Source organism: Acinetobacter sp. WU_MDCI_Abxb74, assembly GCF_025513915.1.
GTDB classification, from domain to species: Bacteria; Pseudomonadota; Gammaproteobacteria; order Pseudomonadales; family Moraxellaceae; genus Acinetobacter; species Acinetobacter calcoaceticus_C.
Genome location: NZ_JAHPRP010000003.1, coordinates 219,255 through 240,854, shown reverse-complemented (window position 1 = coordinate 240,854; position 21,600 = coordinate 219,255). Strand labels below are relative to the sequence as shown.

General features: G+C 39.2%; 14 protein-coding genes and 2 tRNA genes. 6 read left to right on the top strand and 10 right to left on the bottom strand.

Annotation, left to right across the window (positions count from 1 at the left end; all coding sequences use genetic code 11):
• Positions 1 to 20 precede the first annotated feature (20 nt).
• Positions 21 to 818, top strand: coding sequence for a hypothetical protein (locus tag KTH84_RS08835; protein ID WP_225996096.1), 798 nt, complete (start codon positions 21 to 23; stop codon positions 816 to 818).
• A gap of 212 nt (positions 819 to 1,030) precedes the next feature.
• Here the strand turns inward: KTH84_RS08835 and KTH84_RS08830 are convergent.
• Positions 1,031 to 1,120 (bottom strand) — tRNA-Ser (locus KTH84_RS08830).
• An 86-nt stretch (positions 1,121 to 1,206) separates the two neighbouring features.
• On the bottom strand, positions 1,207 to 3,237 hold the full coding sequence (locus tag KTH84_RS08825) for an NADPH-dependent 2,4-dienoyl-CoA reductase (protein WP_262472889.1): 2,031 nt from the start codon (positions 3,235 to 3,237) through the stop codon (positions 1,207 to 1,209).
• A gap of 444 nt (positions 3,238 to 3,681) precedes the next feature.
• Between KTH84_RS08825 and argG the strand changes: the two genes are divergently transcribed.
• Positions 3,682 to 5,040 carry an argininosuccinate synthase gene (gene argG, locus KTH84_RS08820; RefSeq protein WP_100222880.1) on the top strand — a complete coding sequence of 453 codons (1,359 nt, stop codon included), beginning with the start codon at positions 3,682 to 3,684 and terminating at the stop codon, positions 5,038 to 5,040.
• 60 nt (positions 5,041 to 5,100) lie between these two features.
• Here the strand turns inward: argG and KTH84_RS08815 are convergent, their stop codons facing one another.
• The gene (locus KTH84_RS08815) at positions 5,101 to 6,363 is read right to left on the bottom strand and encodes a diguanylate cyclase (protein ID WP_262472888.1); all 1,263 of its coding nucleotides are present in this window, start codon (positions 6,361 to 6,363) and stop codon (positions 5,101 to 5,103) included.
• A 149-nt stretch (positions 6,364 to 6,512) separates the two neighbouring features.
• Here KTH84_RS08815 and pyrC point away from each other — a divergent pair, with 149 nt between their 5' ends.
• The 3 genes from pyrC to KTH84_RS08800 all read left to right on the top strand — a co-directional run bounded on the left by pyrC (position 6,513) and on the right by KTH84_RS08800 (position 8,288).
• Positions 6,513 to 7,547 (top strand): dihydroorotase, encoded by a 1,035-nt coding sequence (pyrC, locus tag KTH84_RS08810; protein WP_262472887.1) that lies wholly within the window; start codon positions 6,513 to 6,515, stop codon positions 7,545 to 7,547.
• On the top strand, positions 7,532 to 8,194 hold the full coding sequence (gene rnt, locus KTH84_RS08805; RefSeq protein ID WP_003652803.1) for a ribonuclease T: 663 nt from the start codon (positions 7,532 to 7,534) through the stop codon (positions 8,192 to 8,194). Before pyrC ends, rnt begins: the two co-directional genes overlap by 16 nt.
• Before the next feature lie 18 nt (positions 8,195 to 8,212).
• Positions 8,213 to 8,288 (top strand) — tRNA-Glu (locus tag KTH84_RS08800).
• Between the two features lie 98 nt (positions 8,289 to 8,386).
• On the opposite strand, the gene KTH84_RS08795 is transcribed toward KTH84_RS08800, so the two are convergent.
• Positions 8,387 to 8,980 carry a DUF2726 domain-containing protein gene (locus KTH84_RS08795; RefSeq protein ID WP_262472886.1) on the bottom strand — a complete coding sequence of 198 codons (594 nt, stop codon included), beginning with the start codon at positions 8,978 to 8,980 and terminating at the stop codon, positions 8,387 to 8,389.
• Between the two features lie 293 nt (positions 8,981 to 9,273).
• Here KTH84_RS08795 and KTH84_RS08790 point away from each other — a divergent pair, with 293 nt between their 5' ends.
• A complete protein-coding gene (locus KTH84_RS08790; RefSeq protein WP_262472885.1) occupies positions 9,274 to 11,394 on the top strand; it encodes a TonB-dependent siderophore receptor in 2,121 nt (706 codons plus the stop codon).
• A gap of 41 nt (positions 11,395 to 11,435) precedes the next feature.
• On the opposite strand, the gene KTH84_RS08785 is transcribed toward KTH84_RS08790, so the two are convergent.
• The 6 genes from KTH84_RS08785 to KTH84_RS08760 form a co-directional block, all read right to left on the bottom strand.
• The gene (locus KTH84_RS08785) at positions 11,436 to 12,680 is read right to left on the bottom strand and encodes an NADH:flavin oxidoreductase/NADH oxidase family protein (RefSeq protein ID WP_262472884.1); all 1,245 of its coding nucleotides are present in this window, start codon (positions 12,678 to 12,680) and stop codon (positions 11,436 to 11,438) included.
• A gap of 187 nt (positions 12,681 to 12,867) precedes the next feature.
• On the bottom strand, positions 12,868 to 14,463 hold the full coding sequence (locus KTH84_RS08780; RefSeq protein ID WP_262472883.1) for an ABC transporter ATP-binding protein: 1,596 nt from the start codon (positions 14,461 to 14,463) through the stop codon (positions 12,868 to 12,870).
• Positions 14,438 to 15,448, bottom strand: coding sequence for an ABC transporter permease (locus KTH84_RS08775; RefSeq protein WP_262472882.1), 1,011 nt, complete (start codon positions 15,446 to 15,448; stop codon positions 14,438 to 14,440). The genes KTH84_RS08780 and KTH84_RS08775 overlap by 26 nt, the downstream gene beginning before the upstream one ends.
• Positions 15,448 to 16,500, bottom strand: coding sequence for a microcin C ABC transporter permease YejB (locus KTH84_RS08770; protein ID WP_262472881.1), 1,053 nt, complete (start codon positions 16,498 to 16,500; stop codon positions 15,448 to 15,450). Before KTH84_RS08770 ends, KTH84_RS08775 begins: the two co-directional genes overlap by 1 nt.
• 31 nt (positions 16,501 to 16,531) lie before the next feature.
• Positions 16,532 to 18,367 carry an extracellular solute-binding protein gene (locus tag KTH84_RS08765; RefSeq protein WP_262472880.1) on the bottom strand — a complete coding sequence of 612 codons (1,836 nt, stop codon included), beginning with the start codon at positions 18,365 to 18,367 and terminating at the stop codon, positions 16,532 to 16,534.
• 15 nt (positions 18,368 to 18,382) lie between these two features.
• On the bottom strand, positions 18,383 to 21,589 hold the full coding sequence (locus KTH84_RS08760; RefSeq protein ID WP_262472879.1) for a LysM peptidoglycan-binding domain-containing protein: 3,207 nt from the start codon (positions 21,587 to 21,589) through the stop codon (positions 18,383 to 18,385).
• Positions 21,590 to 21,600 lie beyond the last annotated feature (11 nt).

Here is a 21,600-nt window from a genome sequence, read left to right as displayed (position 1 = left end):
GTACTTTTTTTGATATAGTTATGTTTAATTCAACAATTTTTAGACAAATTTTAAACATGAAAGAATTAACAGTGAATCAATTTAGCAAACAAACAGGTATACCTAGATCTAAAATTTATTATCAAATAAAAATAAATAAACTTAAGATAAATAACGGTAAAATAAATTTTGAGAATGCTCATCAATTATTCATCTCTAAGGCATTAGAAAAGAATAACGATACTCATGAAATCAATATTAAACAGATTTTGAACATCTTAACTTTGCAAAATCTCAATCTACAAAGACAATTAGACCTAGCTTACGAACGTGAAAAGTTCTACCTTGCAGAACTTGCAATCTATCGACAGAATTTGCCCCCAAACACCACCCTCTATTCACCAATAGTCGAAAGCAATATACAAGCAGACCTAGAAAATAATGGAGTTGATACGGACGAAAATTCTCAAAAACAAATGCAATCTGAAAGTGAAAATCAGGCTCCTTTAGAGTCATGCCAAAGCATCAATAAAGAAACGAAATCGGTAAACAAGACTGAAAGCGATCCTTACTCTACAGAATCCAACTACAATGAAATGACTGAGCAAAACGATAATGCTCTCCTTGATAAAACATTACCAAACCAAGATGACATAGAACCATCGCTAAATCTAAATAGACCCAAAAAGAATAAAGCTCCATTAGCAAAAATTAGTATCCCAGCAAAACCCATTCGTTATATGCCCCCACCCAATAGGACAAAATCAGCATCACCGACCACACAATCAATGACAGATCAAGATGACATCAATAAAGAGGATTTTCACAACTCTGAGTAATTAAAACAGAGACAAAAAGTAGGTATGAATAAATTTACATATAAGTTTGTTTTGTCAGAAACAACTTAAACTCAATTTATCTATTATCCAAAGCCATCTAAAATATTCTTATTGTTTCTATTTCAATCCAAATTTTTATGTGGGTTTTTATGTGGGACAGAGATATAGGTAAAAAATAAGCCCTTGTAAAAACAAGGGCTTATTTAGAATTTTGGCGGAAGCGGTGAGATTCGAACTCACGGAGGACTCACACCCTCGTCGGTTTTCAAGACCGGTGCATTAAACCGCTCTGCCACGCTTCCATGTGCGTAAGAATACAAAGCTTATTCATTTTATTCAAGAAAAAAATCACTGCTTTGTGTTCAAGTGCGTATTGTTTCATCAAATATTACAATCGAGCAGCTAATTCTGCACCATCTTTGATCGCACGCTTCGCATCTAGCTCTGCTGCAAGCTTTGCACCACCAATAATATGGTAGTTTGCTACGGTCGACTCACCCTCTTTTGGCATCAAGTCTTTTACCGACTCCTGACCTGCACACACCACAACCGTGTCTACACGTAAAAGTTGGTCTTGACCGTTATGTTCAATCCAAAGCCCTTCATCAGTGACTGCTTTATATTGCACGCCACGGAGCATACGCACGCCATGCTTTTTAAGCTGTGCACGGTGTACCCAACCAGAAGTTTTCCCAAGTCCAACACCTAACGGCGTAGTTTTACGTTGCAGTAAGTAAATTTGACGAACTGGAGGTTCAATCTGAGCAGGTTGCATACCTCCCTCAGAAATATAGTCAGGGTTAGGGTCAATTCCCCATTCACGTTGCCATTCGGCTAAAGGTTGAGGCTGTGGTTGATGTGGTGGTTTAAGTAAAAATTCCGACACATCAAAACCAATACCACCCGCACCAATCACTGCTACTTTTTGTCCAACTTCTGCACCTTTTAAAACTTGAGCATAAGAAAGAACTTGTGGTGCATTGCTTCCTTCAATTTTTAATGCGCGAGGGATTACACCTGTTGCAACAATAACTTCATCAAAACCTTCGCGTTCAAGCTGCTCACGATTCACACGAGTATTTAAACGTACATCCACGCCTGTTTTTTCGAGTTGGACTTTAAAGTAGCGGATCGTTTCATGAAATTCTTCTTTACCTGGCACTACCTTGGCAAAGTTAAACTGACCGCCCACATCTGAAGTGGCTTCAAACAAAGTGACTGCATGACCACGGCTCGCCGCAACTGTTGCTGCTGACATACCAGCAACTCCGCCACCTACTACCGCAATACGTTTAGGCTGCTTGGTTTTTAAATAAACCAGTTCAGTTTCATGACCTGCCCGCGGGTTAACTAAACATGACACACGCTTATTTTTAAAAGCATGGTCTAAACACGCTTGGTTACAGGCAATACAGGTATTAATTTCATCAACACGGTTAGTCGCCGTTTTATTTACCCAAAATGCATCGGCCAATAAAGGGCGTGCCATTTGAACCATATCCGCTTTGCCACTTGCCAAAATTTCTTCGGCAGTTTCAGGCATGTTAATACGGTTTGATGCAATAATCGGAATAGAAATATGTTGTTTTACATGGGCCGTGTAATCAACAAAAGCAGCACGAGGTACAGATGTTACAATGGTCGGAACACGGGCTTCATGCCAACCAATGCCTGTATTTAATAAAGTCACACCTGCCTTTTCTAGAGCTTTGGCAACAGTAACCACTTCTTGCATGGTGTTACCGTCATGAACTAAATCGAGCAAAGACAAACGGAAACAAATAATAAATTTTTCGCCGACTTTGGCACGAATCGCCTTAACAATCTCGACTGGAAAACGCATACGGTTTTCAATTTCACCACCCCAGCGGTCAGTCCGCTGGTTCACGTGGCTACTCAAAAATTGGTTAATTAAATAACCTTCCGAGCCCATAATCTCGACACCGTCATAGCCTGCTTTTTTGGCAATGTCCGCACACTGTGCATAGTCATCAATTGTGCTGAGAATATTTTTGTCAGATAGTTGACGTGGTTTAAATGGTGAAATTGGCGATTTGATCGGACTAGAAGACACTACGAAAGGTTGGTAACCATATCTGCCCGCATGCAAAATCTGCATTAAGATTTTAGAGCCATGTTTATGAACAGCATGCGTTACCAGACGGTGCTGAGGAACATCAAATAGACTGTTCATGGTTCCGCCAGCAGGTGCCAACCATCCTTGACGGTTCGGTGAAATACCGCCAGTCACAATCAGGCCAACCCCGCCTTTTGCGCGCTCTTCAAAATAAGCTGCCAGTTTTGGATAATTATAGAAACGGTCTTCTAAGCCCGTATGCATGGATCCCATCACCACACGGTTTTTAATAGTGGTAAAGCCTAAATGTAATGGTTTTAATAGATTGGCGTAACTTGTCATGCTGCGTCCCAATAGTTTTTGCAACTTGTTGCATAGTACTTTAATACTTTTTTTATGGTTTTGGATGACCAAGAGCAAAATTTTATTGAGGCTTATGGTCAATCCATCCTCCCCCAACGTATTGCTTTTATTTAATGACACTAATGAAATCTGGTTCTTTCTCCCATTTATATAATAGAAACAGCATAATCACGCCAAGAATGGTGACGCCTCATATTCATCCTATTTTCTTTTTAAGTTATTAAAAGTCTTTTCTTATTTGGACAACAATACTTCATTTACTTCTTCTCATTCCATAAGTGTGCTTAGTTTTTTATCAAATTAAAACTTCAAACCAGAACAAGTGAATTAATGCTTTTTTTGCCAAAAAAAGCACCATGAATAGTGCTACAATAGCCGCCATTCAGAATTCTCGAGACCACCTGTACGGGGTCTTTTTTATAAATGTTAGGATTAGCAATGACTGATAATGCAACTATCTTGCAGCATGTACCAGTAGGCAAAAAAGTTGGGATTGCCTTCTCCGGAGGCCTAGACACTTCAGCTGCCCTATTGTGGATGAAACAAAAAGGTGCAGAGCCTTATGCATACACTGCAAACTTAGGCCAGCCTGATGAAGATGACTACGATGCAATTCCAAAGAAAGCAGAACAATACGGCGCTGTAAAAGCTCGCTTAATTGACTGCCGCTTACAACTTGCGCTCGAAGGTATTGCTGCAATTCAGTGTGGTGCATTCCATATCAGTACAGGTGGTGTTCCTTATTTCAATACGACTCCATTGGGTCGTGCAGTAACAGGTACAATGTTAGTTACTGCAATGAAAGAAGATGACGTTAACATCTGGGGTGACGGTTCAACTTATAAAGGTAACGATATTGAACGTTTCTATCGTTATGGTTTGTTGACCAACCCGAATCTTAAAATTTATAAGCCTTGGTTAGATCAAAACTTCATCGATGAACTCGGTGGCCGTGCAGAAATGTCACAGTTCCTGATCGACAACGGTTTTGACTACAAAATGTCAAAAGAAAAAGCGTATTCAACTGACTCGAACATGTTGGGTGCAACTCACGAAGCAAAAGATCTTGAATACTTAAATGCTGGTATCAAAATCGTTGACCCAATTATGGGCGTTGCTTTCTGGAAAGATGACGTTGAAATCAAACCAGAAGAAGTGACCGTACGTTTTGCAGAAGGTGTACCTGTTGCATTGAACGGTCAAACTTTTGACAATCCGGTTGAGCTTATTCTTGAAGCAAACCGTATTGGTGGTCGTCATGGTCTAGGTATGTCTGACCAAATCGAAAATCGTATTATCGAAGCGAAATCTCGTGGTATTTATGAAGCACCGGGTATGGCCCTTCTTCATATTGCTTATGAGCGTTTGGTTACTGGTATTCACAACGAAGATACGATCGAACAATACCGCATTAACGGTTTACGTTTAGGTCGTTTACTTTACCAAGGTCGTTGGTTCGACTCTCAAGCGCTTATGTTGCGTGAAACTGCACAGCGTTGGGTTGCTAAAGCTGTTACTGGTGAAGTTACTCTTGAACTTCGTCGTGGTAATGACTACACCATCATGAACACTGAGTCTCCAAACTTAACATACGAAGCTGAACGTTTAACAATGGAAAAAGGCGATTCAATGTTCTCGCCTATGGACCGTATTGGTCAGTTGACTATGCGTAACCTCGACATTACCGATACACGTGCAAAACTTGGTATCTATACAGATGCTGGCTTGCTTTCAATCGGTCAAGGTTCTGCTATACCACAATTAGATAGCAAGAAAAAATAATTTTCTTAGCTCATAAAAAAGCCACCTACAAAGGTGGCTTTTTTATTTGAATGCTTTTACTTAAGCAATTTCTGGTAACTGCAAAGGTTGATAATAAATCTGATTACGTCCAAGCTGCTTAGCTCGATATAAAGCTTGATCGGCAGCATGAATTAAATTTTCCTGAGTGACTTTTAAGCCTTCTGTATAAACAGTAAAGCCTAAACTAATGGTAACCTGCTTAGAAACCAAAGATGCAGCATGAGGAATCGCTTGACGCTCAATGGCTTTATAAATATTGGCAGCCACAGCATAGGCACCTTGAGCGGGTGTTTTCGGTAAAAGAACGACAAACTCTTCTCCGCCATAACGAGCAACAAAATCAACATGTCGAATCGAATTTTTAATTGTAGAGGCAATAGATGAAATGACCTTGTCTCCCATCTGATGTCCATAAAAGTCGTTATAATTTTTAAAAAAATCGATATCAATAAATAAAACGGCCAATGGGCGCTGTTCCTGCTTTGCACGATAGTAAAAGAAGTCGAACATCTCATCAAAGGTACGTCGATTAGGAATTTTAGTAAGCGCATCTTGCTGACTTAAATGAAGCAATTCAGATGCCTCAATACGTAAAATCTGTTCGTTGAGCTCAGCAAGCTGATTATTTAAAAAAAGGCTTCTTTCTCTAGATGTGAGCATCGTGCTAATTGAAAAACCCAAAATACAGCTACCAAATAAAGCCCTTCCCAAAGCAATATAATCACAATTGGCTTGCAATAATAACAATAGACAAAAAACGGAAATTGCTGCGATCAAACCAACATAAAGCATATGCAAAGGCTTTATACCGCTCAAAATAAAACCAAGCATATATAAAAAAGAAAGCAGTAACATCGACTGATTTTTAAGGGCTGCATTTGCGACACTAAGAAGCAACATTGCATTGACAATAATGGTAAAAAATACAATCCCGCACGCAGCAATATAAAAATAATCGGTGAGTTTCTTAAACTTTGCAAAAACCCAAAATAGCAGTAGCGCACCTGCAATATTAATTGCACTTAATATGCAGTAAATAAAATCCCAAGTGATGTAAGGTACACCTATCACCAAATAGTCAGTAGGTAGCGCTAGCAAAATAAAAATGAGATAGGTTAAAACACCACTTGCTAAAAACTTGGAGATATTTTGTTTGGTTCTTTCAAGATTTAAATGCCAGAACTTTTTTTCTAATTGATGAGGCAAAGGTGTATTGGCATAACGATGAGTATGTAGGGTTACCAGATATTCTATTTCTTCTTTTGCTTTGAGTAATTCATGTACATTCCCCCTATTTACCACTACTCAATTCCTAGCTCTTACACATTAACAAAATATAACATTATTTTTTAAGGCCTCTTGCGCTTTATTTTGCCATTTGTCCGTAATTCTCGTTACCATTTTCACACTTTATCGATTATCATTTGTTTTATTTCGAAGTTTGAACTGCCTTGGACTCTATTACCCTGCTCCAGCCAGATGACTGGCATGCACATTTACGTGATGGTTTAGCATTAAAACGTACCGTACCCGATTTGGCCAAACAATTTGCTCGCGCGATCTGTATGCCAAACCTTGTTCCGCCAGTAAAAACTGTGGAAGAAGCATTGGCTTATCGTGAACGTATTCTTGCTCATGTTCCAGAGGGTCTCAATTTTGACCCGCGTATGGTGCTTTATTTTACTGACTTCACCTCACCAGATGAAGTTCTTAAAATTAAAGAATCTGGACATGTGAATGCTATTAAACTTTACCCAGCTGGCGCAACCACCAATTCTGATAATGGTGTGAGTGATATCCGTAAGGTTTATGCGGTTATTGAGCAATTAGAAGAGCATCAAGTGCCGTTATTACTTCATGGTGAAGTGACTCATAACCACGTCGATATTTTTGACCGTGAAAAACGTTTCCTTGACGAAGTACTCAACCCGCTTTTAAAACAGTTTCCAAAACTTAAAGTGGTACTTGAGCACATTACAACAAGCGATGCGGCTCATTTTGTTTTAGAACATGACCGTAATGTTGCTGCAACAATCACGCCTCAACATTTATTATTTAACCGTAATGACATGCTGGTCGGTGGTATTAAACCGCATTTTTATTGTTTACCAATTTTAAAGCGCCAAACACACCAAACAACTTTGCTTGAAGTTGCAACCAGTGGTAACCCTAAATTTTTCTTGGGTACCGACAGTGCACCCCATTCGCAAGATGCAAAAGAAAATGCGTGTGGCTGTGCAGGCTGTTATAGTGCACCTAATGCAATTGAACTTTATGCTCAAGCATTTGACCAAGTAGGTAAATTAGAACGCCTAGAAGGTTTCGCTAGCCATTTTGGTGCGGACTTCTACGGTCTACCACGTAATACTTCTACCATTACCTTGGTAAAAGAAGATAACCTTGTACCAGAATCTTTTGATTATTTAGATGATCAAAAAATTATCCCGCTGCATGCCGGGAAAACGCTGCAATGGAGAAAAGTGTGACACAAGAAACCTCTGTCCCGGTCATTGGCCAACGTTTTCGTGGCTTCTTACCTGTTGTTGTTGACGTTGAAACGGCAGGTTTTAATGCCCAGACAGATGCATTGCTAGAAATTGCGTGCATTCCAATTGTGTATGATGCTCAGGGACAATTTGTCCCTGGTCCAGCATTCCATGCGCATATTAACCCGTTCGAAGGAGCTAACCTCGACCGCCGTTCGCTAGACTTTATTGGTATTGATCCGTTCAACCCAATGCGTATGGCAATGGCTGAAGATGAACGGACTGCATTACGCCGTATTTTTAAATCAGTAAATGAAGTTCGTAAACAACAACATTGTACCCATGCAGTGTTGGTTGGTCATAACGCCCATTTTGATCTTGGTTTTGTTCAAGCAGCAATTGCACGTACAAGCACAAAAAACCAGAACCCATTTCATAGTTTTTCAGTCATGGATACGGTTACTTTAAGTGCTGTTATGTTTGGACAAACTGTCCTTGCCAAAGCCTGTATTCAAGCTGGAATTGAGTTCGATGGTAAAGAAGCACACTCTGCTTTATACGATACTCAGAAGACTGCTGAACTGTTTTGCTATATTTTGAACAAACTGTCTCCTTACCTACTTGACAGTTTGGTGGCGGCTTCTTAAGATACCGCCATCCTCAACGTCCCTATCGTCTAGAGGCCTAGGACATCGCCCTTTCACGGCGGTAACCGGGGTTCGAATCCCCGTAGGGACGCCAATTTCTTTTATAAGAAATTCATTTCATAATCAGATCATTTAAATTACATTATCTCACTTCAAATTTTATCCATGAGATAACTTAGTCTTTTTTAAAATTTAAGATTTCAACTTTATTTCATCAATATGTGATAAAGGTTGTACTGTCGGATCATCTCTCTCAATAGTTATTGCATCAGCGACAAACTTTGTTCTTGTTTCACTTGAGTTTGGTTCTATTGAAACTTGTGGTAATGAAACGGACGAAATTTTAAAATCAGCATGTATCTGTGTAAGCTCTGGTGTTCTTTTATAACGTATAACTTTAAAACCAGCTTCACGAATTAAAGCATCTCGTTCTGCATCAAATTTCTCTTTTCCCTTATGACTTGAATCATCTAGTTCAACAATAGCGACAATATTGAATGATTTATCTAATACGACAAAATCAGCTACTTTCCGATTAAATAGATTACGTGTTGCGTATCCTTGCGCTGTCATAAAAGCGCTAAAAGCAACTTGTGTCAAAATAATATGTTCAGGTAAAGCTTCTTTTAGCTTCATAAATGTCGGTTGTTCATTCATGGTAATGATACGTTTTCCTTTGATTGGATTACGCTTTCCATTTCCACCTTTGCTTTCCCCTTTCTTTAAAGCACTTAAAATTGCCAATATAATTATGACCAACAAAAACATGCCAATAAGCATAGACATTAAACTTCCCCTTGATAAAAGTAAAAAACATCTTAATTTTCAAAAAATCTAATTTAAAACGATTAGCTATGAAATATTCAATTGATTTTAAAGCTATTGTTTATATATTTGATGCTCTATTTTAAACTGTAATTTATATTTATTTAAGTCCATTGTTTATACTTTTAATTTTTATATTCCTAAATAAAATACACTTGTCTAGATTTATCACTGCTTTAGTATTCCTTTTACACACATTTACAATATAATAATTCCTATTTTTATACTGATATTTATTATCAAACAGGTTTTAAATGGATCTTAAGCTTCGCCTCCTCTCCCTCAGCATTGCTCAACTCTGTTGTATTTCAACTGCTTTTGCAGAAACAGATAGTTCTTCAACGACTCTTGCTACGATTAAAATTAAAGCTCAACAGGCTTCTGACCAAACTTACAAAGTCGATAGCTCGAGTAGCGCGACACGTAGTGAAGTCGCATTAAAAGACACACCGCAATCGGTAAGTGTTGTGACCCAAAAAGTAATTGAAGATATTGGTGCGACACGCTTAATTGAAGCTCTTGATTTAGCTGGTGGCGTTGGACGAGCGAATAACTTTGGTGGTCAAGGCTTAACTGGTTTTAACCTTCGTGGTTTCACCAGTGGTGAGTTTTACCGTAACGGCTTCCCCATTAACCGTGGCTATCCAAATGCGCCAGACAGCAATACGGTTGAACGTATAGACGTTTTACGTGGCCCCTCTTCTAGCTTATATGGTCGTGGTGATCCAGGCGGTACTTTTAATTTAATTTCAAAAACACCAAAGTCTGAGCAACAAACAAATTTAGGCGCTCAGCTTAACAGTGAAGGTTTATACCGCACCACTGTAGACACTACAGGTACCATTCCAAATGCAGAAAATATCGGTTATCGCCTAAATGTGATTGCAGAAGGTGGCGATAGTTATCGTGACCATGTCGAATCTAAACGATACGGAATTGCACCTGTTATTCAATGGCAAGCGACTGATGCAACTAAAGTAACCTTTGAAGCCGATATTTTACGGAATCAGCATCCGCTTGATCGTGGGCATACTCGTTATCCTGCACAGAAGTCTTTTAATAGTTCACCAGAAACCTATTTGTGGGAAACAGGTAAATATAACAACCGAATCTACAATGATAACAATATGACTCAATTACGAGTTGAACATGACCTTGGAAATGACTGGAAGCTTAATGCGGGTGTGCAATATTTAAATGGCAAATTGCATGGCTATGCCGTAGAAGCAAATGGCATTCAAAATGACGGCGAAACTATAGGCCGCAATTACAATTACCGTGAATTAAAGTGGCAAGATACCGATGCACAAATTAACCTAACAGGTAATTTCCAGCTTTTAGGTTTAGCACATACCTTGGTGAGTGGACTCGAATACGAAAACTATGATTACAAGTCATATATTATTCGTTCAAGTGGAGATATCGGCAGTTACCCTATTAATATTTATAGTCCAGTTTTAGGACAACCTTTACCTGAACTTAATAGCGTGGCTACACATGACCGTGAAAATTTAAAAACAACTGCCCTTTTTGTACAAGACCAAATCGATTTAAATGAACGTTTAAGCGCGCTATTAGGTTTACGTTTTGAACACTATGAACATGACTATAAAGATTTTCGACCAGATAAACCAAATTGGAACATGAGTCATAATGCCTTTATTCCTCGTTTAGGGTTAGTTTTTAAAGCCCGTGATGATCTTTCCATCTACAGTAATGCTGCAAAATCTTTTAAACCAAACACTGGCGCTAGTCATAGTGGCGAAGGCTTTGATCCAGAAGAAGGCATGGCTTATGAGCTAGGGTTTAAATGGCTAGCTCTCGACAATATGTTGTCGATTGACTCTGCTATTTTTTATGCAGAAAAAGAAAATGTCTTAACGGATGATCCTTTATACCCAAATCAAAATAAAAAAGTTGCTGCTGGTGAAGTTCGCAGCCAAGGTATTGAATTAAATATTGCAGGGCAAATTACGCCTGCTTGGAAAATTATTGGTGGATATGCATATACAGATGCTGAAGTGACTAAAGACAACACTTTGCAAAAAGGAACGTCTTTAGCCAATATTCCAAAGAACAGTTTTAACCTGTTAAATATTTATGAGTTTCAGGATGGTCCTTTACAAGGTTTAGGTCTAGGGGTTAATCAAAAATATATTGATAAGCGTGCAGGCCAAACAGCAAATAGTACCTACACCATGAAAGGTTATGCAGTTACCGACTTAGTTTCTTACTATCAAGCAACACCAAAACTTCGTCTTAACTTAGATCTGAAAAATATTTTCGATAGAACTTATGATGAAAGTGCCTTTAATTTATATGCATACCCAGGCGAACCACGTACTGTTCAGTTTGGTATGAGCTATACGTTCTAAAATAAATGCACCATTTCAGTTATTGAAATGGCGCATCAGATTTATGCAGATTTACGTGAATTCACGCGACCTTTTACCACAGCTGTAATATTGCCTTTGGCATAATTTAAAAAGACGACTAGTGGTGAAAGTTTCGGATTTGGCTTTTTGCCTTTACCAATGGTTTTAAATTGAGCGGCATACCAAATAATTTCCATGATTGCCATTTTATCGACAAAAGGTAGACCTGTCTTAATAGGTTTTACTGCATAGCGTACGTCCTGCCCTGCAATTAAACGGTCTGTTAAATCAGTCTCAACTGCAAGCGGACGCGCAATACCAATAAAATCACAAGCCCCACTTGCAAGTGCTGCATTCATTCCTTCTACAGTACGAAAACCACCTGTCACCATGAGTTTACATTTAACGTGTTGGCGGATCTTTTCAGCAAAATCTAAGAAATAAGCTTCACGCGCAATCGTACTTGTCTTGCGCTTGTCAGCTTTAGCCCCTGCCATTGCAGGTGCTTCATAGGTGCCACCTGAAATCTCAATTAAATCAATGCCAGCATCATCAACTGCTTTAAACACTGAAATTACATCTTCTTCGCTAATTCCACCACGTTGGAAATCGGCAGAATTCAGTTTGACTGAAATGATAAAATTCTCGGAAGTTGCTTCCCGAACAGCCTTATAAACTTCTAATAAAAAGCGGGTACGGTTTTCAACTGAACCACCCCACTGGTCGGTACGCTTATTCGTTAAAGGTGATAAGAACTGGCTAATCAAATAACCATGCGCACCGTGTAATTGCACTCCTTCAAAACCTGCTTTTTCACAAATACGAGCAGCGGTTGCAAATCGATTAATGATATCTAGAATTTCATCATGAGTTAATTCACGTGGCGTTCCAAACATAGTCGCTAAAGCTGGGCTAAATGGTACTGCTGACGGCGCAACAGTTTCTTTATTTAATCCTTTTGGACACTGACGCCCTGGGTGGGACAATTGAATCAATTGCACCATTCCATATTTTTTACCTAATGCTGCCCACCCTTTTAAGCGCTCTAAATCACGTTCGGTTTCAATAACAACAACACCGGGTTCATTTTTTGCGGCTACATTGACCATGACGTTGCCTGTGATTGCACAGCCAAGCCCACCTTTTGCCCACGCCCCATATAAGCCTAAATGCAAGTCATTTGGTTGACCTTCATAATTTGCAAGCGCCTCACTCATTGCACCTTTAATAATTCGGTTTTTGAATGTGGTATTGCGAATTGTGATGGGTTGGGCAATCTGGTTCATGGTTAACCTCTTTTTTAGTTTTTTAGAGCAATTGCTCTAATTTAGACGAGTTATAGGGCATGTCAAGTTATAATTGATAGCTGACAATAGCATATGTCAATTTCAAAAAACATAAAAATATGCAACTTTTTGCATAAAATGCATAAATAAAATATTCCATTTAAAAACAATAATTTAATATTTTATTTTAAAAGCTTGCTTTAATTAATTGTCTTGTATATTCAGTCTTAGGCTTAGAAAACAACAGTTCTGTTTCCTGATATTCAACAACTTGTGCACGGCGCAACACCATAACTTTATGGCACAACGATTTGACTATATTTAGATCATGACTAATAAAGATATAGCTCAAATGTTCAGTTTTCTGTAATTGTCGTAAAAGTTTAATGATGGCTTTTTGCGTGGTTCGATCTAATGCAGAAGTGGGCTCATCCAAAATTAAAAGTTTCGGTTGAACGACTAAAGCTCTTGCCAAAGCAACCCGTTGACGTTGTCCTCCAGAGAGTTCGTGTGGGTAACGATGTTGAAAATCTTCAGGCAGTTCAACCCTCTTGAGAACAGATTTAACTTGTTCTTGAATTTGACTGTTTAATACTTCTTTTACTTTTAAACCTTCAGCAATAATCTGCCCAACCGTCATTCGAGGGTTCAAACTACCAAACGGATCTTGGAATACAAGTTGAAAATCAGATCTCGCCAAACGTAAAGCTTTGGGAGCCAACTGATTCAAATCTTGTCCTAAAAAATTAATCCGCCCTTCACTTTTAATGAGCCGCACTAAAGCCAGAGCCAAAGATGACTTTCCAGCGCCACTTTCCCCAACGACTCCAAGTGATTCACCTTGAGCAAGATCGAAGCTCAAACCTTCTATTGCAGTCACATAGCCCTGAACGCGATTAAAAATACCTTTTCTAATTGGAAATTGCACGCTAAGCTGTTGAACAGACAAAACATTCTTTTCTATTTCAAGAAGTTCTGCATTGCCAAAATCATGTTCTAATAATTGCTGTGTATAAGCGGTTTTAGGATTTGCAAAAATCTGGCTAAGCTCACCTTGCTCTACAACACACCCACTTTGCAATACAACCAGTTCATCGGCATATTGACGTACCAAATTTAGGTCATGGCTAATTAAAATAAGTGCCATTCCATATTTTGCTTGTAAAGATTTTAATAATTCTAAAATCTGGATCTGTAAAATGACATCAAGTGCTGTAGTCGGCTCATCAGCAATTAAAATTTTGGGTTGCAGTGCCAATGTCATGGCAATCATGACACGTTGCCTTTGACCACCAGAAAGCTCATGCGGATAGCGTTTTAAAATCTGTTCTGACTCACTTATTCCAACATCTGTGAGTAACTCAATGACTTGTTGTCGAACATTCTTTTTAGTCAAACCTAATAAAAAAAGGTTTTCCCCTACAATTTTTTCAACCCGATGTAGCGGATTTAACGCAGTAGCAGGCTCTTGAAAAATCATGGCGATTTGTCGACCACGCACATTAGATTGAGCTTTTTCATCTAGCTCAAGCATATTTTGGGAACCAATCCAAACGTGACCTGTTATTTCTAATTTCTCTTGTAGTAGCCCCATGATTGCTAAACAGCTAAGTGATTTACCTGAGCCACTTTCCCCAACAATAGCCAGTGTTTCCCCTTCACTAAGCTGCAAATTAAGGTCTTCTAACAAAATCTTTTGATCTAGCGTTTGAATAGAAAGATGTTCTACTTTTAATAACGTTGGAGCTGTATTTAAATTATTTTCTTGGGTCAAAAGCATCACGGGCAGCCTCCCCAATATAAATTAAAAGTGAAAGAACAATAGCCAAACTAAAAAAACCTGAAATCGCTAGCCATGGTGCATCTAAATTATTTTTACCTTGGAGCAACAACTCCCCTAACGATGCTGCATCGGGTGGTAAGCCATAGCCTAAAAAATCAAGAGCAGTTAAAGCGCTAATATTAGTGGTTAAAATAAATGGTAATTGGGACAAGCTCGAACTGATTGCATTCGGCAAAATATGCTTAAAAATAATAACGCGGTCAGTCACTCCTAACACTTGAGCGGCGCGAACATAATCAAGCTGACGAGCTTTCAAAAACTCTGCTCTGACAATCCCCACTAAAACTGTCCAGCCAAAAAATAACATAATGAAAAATAGCCAATATACATTGGGTACAAACATGCTGACCAAAATCATGACCATAAATAGCATGGGTAAGCCATTCCAGACTTCAACCAAACGTTGTCCCAATAAATCTACCCAACCGCCATAGTAACCTTGAATGGCACCCACAGTAATGCCAAATAAAGCAGAACAAAAAGTTAAGGCCAAACCAAAAAGCAAAGATACCCTTAAACCATAAAGAATACGGGCAAAAACATCTCTTCCCTGATCATCAGTTCCTAACCAGTTTTGCTTGGTAGGTGGTGACGGTACAGGAACTGCCAAGTCTAAATTGGGAGTTTGATATGAAAATTTAATAAGTGGCCAGACTGCCCATCCTTGAGCATGAATAAGTTCTTGCACAGCTGGATCTTTATAATCAGCCTCTGTTTCAAACACGCCACCAAACGTCGTTTCTGGATATGTCTTAAACACGGGTAAATAATAGGAATCTTCATACTTCACAAGTAAGGGCTTATCGTTAGCAATCAGCTCCGCAGCTAATGACAAAATCAGAATTAGACTAAATAAAATAAAGCTGGCCCAACCTAATTTATGTTGTCTAAAACGTTGTAACCGTGTGCGCACAATCAAAGACATTATTTGCCTCCTTGTGCGTCAAAGTGAATTCGAGGATCAATCCATTGGTACAGCACATCACAAATGAGACGTAAAATTAGACTAAATAAAGTAAAGAAAAATAAGACACCAAAAATAACAGGATAATCCCGCTGGACAATTGCTTCAAAGCCTAATAATCCGACACCATCTAAATGAAAAATAATTTCTACAAACAGGTTACCCACAAAGAAAATACCCGCTAACACCTCTGGTAACCCTGCGAGCACGACTAAAATAGCATTACGAAATACGTGTCTATATAAGACTTGTTGACCATTTAACCCTTTTGCATAAGCAGCTAAAACGTAGGGTTTATTTAATTCTTCTAAAAATGAATATTTAGTTAAATACGTTAAACTGGCAAAACCACCTAATACCATCGTAATAAGTGGCAAAGTCATATGCCATAAATAGTCGGTAACTTTGCCCCAAAGACTGAGTTGATGAAAATTATCTGAAACAAGATTTTGTAATGGAAACCATTGAAAATAAGAGCCGCCTGCAAAAAAAACAATCAACAAAATGGCAAATACAAAACTGGGTACAGCATATCCCACCACAAGAACTAAAGAAGTTGAGCGATCAAACCATGAACCTTGTTGTCTTGCCTTCTTAATACCAAGCGGAATCGAAATTAAATAAATCAGAAAAGTACTTATCAGCCCCAGCGAAATAGAAACAGGCATTTTGTCCCACAACAATTGCACGACTGGTTTATCTTTAAAAAAACTTTGTCCAAAATCTAAAGTTAAATAGCCTTTTAACATGAGAAAAAACCGTTCAGGAGCAGAACGGTCAAAGCCATACTGCGCCTTAATTTGCTCAACCATTTCAGGGCTTAAACCTTGAGCACCTTGATAATAGGTCTCTGTACTTAAGGCACGCCCGATTCCCAAATCGCTTTGTGCCTGATATATTGCTTGCTCAACTGGTCCACCCGGTGCAATTTGCACAACCACAAAGTTAATCAATAAAATGACAAATAACGTAGGAATAATTAAAAGAAGTCGCTTGAGAATATATGAGCCCATATAACAGGATTTCCTTTATGGCAGGTGCTTTTTATTGTTGATGTAAATATTTAGCAACTTTTTTGGCTTTGTTTGCATCACTCCACCAATAATCTATTCCAGACGAAAGTGCTGGTTTAGTTTTAGGTTGTTGATACATATTCCAATAAGCATACCAGTTTTCACCTTTACCATAGGTCGGAATTTGATAATAACCAGCCCTCAGCAATCGATCGAGAATACGAGTATAAATAATCTGTTGTTCACGATTTTTACTGGCAACGAGTTTAGAAATAACTTGATCTATTACCAGATTACGAATACCCGCATAATTGTAATTTCCATCTTGAGCTGCGGCGATGCTCCCCCAAAACTGAGTTTGTTCATTACCCGGATTAAGAGATTGCGGCAGATTCATGGTGGTCATATCAAAATCATAACGGCGGGTGCGCTCTAAATATTGCGGAGCGTCGACTTGACGTAAATTAACTTGAACACCGAGTTTTTTAAGATTACGAATAAAAGGTAAAAGTGTTCGTTGTTTACCATCTTGCTGAATTAAAAACTCAAGCTGAACTTTTTTTCCTTCTGGCGTAAATAATTGCCCTTCTTTAACTTTATAGCCAGCCTGTATAAGTAATTGCCGTGCTGTTAACAAATTCTGACGGTTGAACCCACTCGCATCCGACACTGGATATTTCCAGTCGGCTAAAACACCTTGTTGTATGAGTGGAGATAACTTAGGCAATAACGGTTTTAACAACTCTAATTCAGTTTTTGAAGGTCGACCCGTTGCTGCTAATTCACTATTTGCAAAATAACTTTGAAGGCGTTGATATTGACCATAAAACAAAGCTTTATTCTGCCATTCAAAATCATAGGCGTAAGTTAAGGCTTGTCTAAAACGAATATCATTTAAAGGTCTTCGTCGTGTGTTAAAAACATAACTTTCAGTGGCAATCGGGTTGTGGTGACGAAACTTATATTGAGCAACCAGTCCTGCTTTTACGGCTGGAAAACGATAATCTGTTACCCATTTTTTAGGGTTAGTTTCTTCATGCAAAGTGTATTGCCCAGATTTGAATCCTTCAAAAGCAATATCCCAATTTCGATAATAAACATATTTTAATCGGTCAAAATTATAACGCCCTTTATTAATAGGCAAATCTTTTGCCCAATAATTTGGGTTCCTTTTATAGAGAATACTTCTACCTGCATCAACTCGTTCAACCACATAAGGTCCCGAGCCAACAATTGGTTGTAGAGTAATTCGGCTAAAATCTCTTTGTTGCCAATCTGCTTTTGAATAAATCGGCAAGGTTGCCAAAATGAATGGCATTTTAGAGTTGTGCGTAGACTTAAAACTGAACTTTACTTGATGGGCATTTATTACTTCTGTTTTTGCCAAATCAGCAAGGTACATCTGCAAACCTAAATTGGACTTACTCTGATATGCATCAAAGCTAAATTTAACATCTGCCGCAGTGACTGGCTGTCCATTACTAAAACGCGCCTTAGGATTTAAATAGAAAGTAACAGACTGCGTTTTTTCTGGATCATAAGTAACTTTCTCTGCCAAAAGAGGGTATAAAACCCCGACCTCATCTAGCGACTGGGTCATTAAAGTATCAAAAAGATAATTAACGCCTTCTGTCGCATTCCCCTTTCCATTCATACTATTGAGGTTATCAAAAGTTCCTTGAGCTGCCTGACTTAACAGGCCACCTTTAGGGGCATTGGGGTTTGCATAAGGCATAGCCATCATTCTTAAATATTTAGGCTTGGAATGAATCGCTATATATGCGGTGGTTTGCTGTGCAGAAAAAACAGCATGAGAAACGACACTGAGCCCGACTAGCAGGCTCAGTTGAAAGTATGATTTATACATAAGTTGCTAATTATTTTATAAATTAGGCACTTTAATGACGTCGCCAATGCGAAGCTGAGTAGAAGGTGTCAAATCATTCAGCTCAGCCAAAAAATTGGTTTCTAAACCATATTTGCTGGCAAGGCCAATTAACGTATCACCACGCTTCACTTTGTATTCCACAACAGTTTTTGGAATCACAATACTTTGACCGCGCTGTAAATTAGCACTCGCCTTTAATGCATTCATTTCAGCAAGTTCACGCACTGAAATGCCTGCACGGCTCGCAATACTATTTAAAGACTCACCAGATTTAACAGTATATCTTTCAGTGTTTTTACCAGCCGCAACTGTTTTAGTTGACGACTTAGTATCAACTTTCGCTGTTTCAACTGTAGCCAAATCACCTGTTAGCTTTAAACGTTGCCCTACACGAACACTACTGTTACGCGAAAGACCATTTAATGCGGCAAGGTAGTCCAACTGCAAGTGGTGACGGTTAGCAATATTACCTAAGCTATCACCAGATTTGACTGTATAGGTCTCTGGTATTTCTTCTTTCGTATTTTTAGAAGGTTTACTTGATGCTTCTTCAACCGTACCTGTGAGTTTTAAACGTTGACCAGCACGTAAACCAGCACTACGAGACAAACCATTTAAGTCAGCCAAATAGCCTGTTTGCAAGTTATATTTACTCGCAATCGCATTTAGGCTGTCCCCAGACTGTACAACGTATTGTTCCGGTACCCTTAGACCAGCAGGCACTTTTAAAGTTTGCCCAAGCTGTACATAACTACTCGTTTTTAAGTTATTTAACTCGGCTAACTCAGCTAGGCTAATTTTTGATTTAGTTGCAATACTCGATAAAGTATCACCACGCTGTACTTTATAGCCTTCTGTTTTATAAGAAACACTTAGCGTCGCTTTCTCAGATTTATTAGACGTCTTAGTTTCAGCAACTTCATCTACCGAAATATCTTGTGTAGGCACATTAATTTTTTGGCCTACCATCAAGTTACTGCCCGCAGTTAAACCTGGAGTTAATTCAGCAAGTTCCTGATTAGAGAGCGCATAACGATCTGCAATCAATTTAAGGTATTCACCACGCTTCACAGTATAGCTTTTAGTTGCAATGCGTCGTGCAGCCTGAACTGCTTTCGGCTCCGCTTTCGCAGTTGAGCGGCTATTCTTCGGCTCTTTCAACTGTAGCTTTTGCCCAACAAATAGGCCATCGCTCACTGATAAATCGTTATATTCAGCCAATTGTTTGACTGACAAATTAAACTGATTAGCAACACCACTTAAGCTGTCGTTAGCCTCCACTACATATACATCTGGTTTAGCCGTACTTTTCGAAGTACTTTGAGTTTCTTGTGGTTTCGCATCATAGAGATAAAGACTAGTTCCTACAAACAAAGTCTTTTCTGGATCAATCTGGTTCCACTTAGCCACATCACGCCAGTTCACACCATTCTTCATGGCAATCACGGCTAAAGTATCACCTGGCTGAATTGTATAAGTACTACGCTTACCTTTAGGCTGTACAACTACAACATCAGTATCAGTTTTGATATAAGGCTTATCTTTATTACGTTGCCCATCTTCAGAGCTAGCTACAGTCGCATCTTCAGCTAAAGTTTTTGGATAAGCAAAACCTCTACTTACCTCTTTACCTTGTTGCTCTGCAACTGACTGGCTCGTCTGAATTGCGGTTAACCTAATTTTGCCATCATAAGGATCGACAATTTCAGTTCCTTGCGGCGCAATTGCTTTTAATTCAGCAACGACTTGATCTTTCTCTGCTTGAGTTGCTTGCGGTTGTAAAGCTTGATCTACAGTTTCTTTTGCGCCTTCAGCACGAACTGCAGCTAAAATCTTTTCACGTTCAGAAGCCGAAATTGGTGGCTCCATTTTAACAGGCTGCTTAATATTAGCTGCATTAGTGACAGCTACAGGGATACGCGGCGCACTCGGTACATCTGCCGATGCGGCAAAGGCAGCCAACGCATCTGAACCACGTGGTGTAGATTTTGAAGTCGTTGAACTATTCTTCACAGGTGAAGACGGTTTAACTGGCTGAACTTGCGTTGTAGGAGTTGTTTTTGTTGTTACTGTAGTCGAAGGGCTAACCGTAGGTGTAGACGGCGAAGTTACATTTGCCCACCAACCTGAGCCACCACCCGTTTTTTTCCCTTTTAATTTATTATCAATTGAAGGACTTAAATCTGCTGGAAGCAAAATACGCATTGGACTTGCAGGGTCCACTGCTTCACCACGATATCCTGGGTTTAATGCATAAAGTTCTGAACGGCTTAATCCTGCTACAGAAGCAATTTCATTTAAAGTTAAAGGCGCAGATAAAGTCACTTCACGGAAATGGGGTCTATTTGCAATAGGCGGTAGTTCTACACCATAAGCTTTTGGATTTTTAATAATTTGAGCAACAGCTAAGAAACGTGGAACATAGTTCATCGTTTCTTGAGGTAATTTTAGTGACCAATAGTCAGTTGGTAAACCCGCAGCTCGGTTACGGTTAATCGCCTGTTGAATACGTCCCGGGCCAGCATTATAGGCAGCCAAAGCAAGTTCCCAAGAACCGAATTGATTATAGAGGCTTCCTAAAAATTCATAAGCTGCACGAGTCGACTCAACCACATCGCGGCGCCCATCATACATACCTGTTTGCTTTAAGCCATAAATACGACCAGTACTTGGAATAAATTGCCATAGCCCTGCTGCTGCTGCACTACTTGTTGCAGCTGGGTCATAAGAACTTTCAATTACGGGTAATAACGCAAGTTCAGTTGGCAGTCCACGGCGCTCAGCTTCTTTCACCGTATGGTACAAATAACGACTGGCACGAGCACTCAAGCGATCGAGGTAAGGCTGACGAGAAATAAACCAGCTACGCTGAGCTTCAATACGTGAATCCCAATGATTCAAGTCCATTTTGAAACCAACAGACATACGCTTCCAGACATCACCGTGCTTTAAAATAAGCAGACGATCACCTTCTACAGCACGCATATCAGTTGCTGAAAGTAGGTCTTCTAAAGAGTCAAGACTACTTGCATCTAAATAACCTGCACCACTGACCTGTTTCGATTTAGAGGTTTTTGCAGATTGCGGAGTCGATGAACAGCCTGTTGTAATACCCAACGCAGCTAAAGCAGAGCTAAGTACGGTAATTTTGAACAATGATGCCGCAGATGGCTGCCACACAAATGTGGTTGGTTTATACATAAAAACTTCCA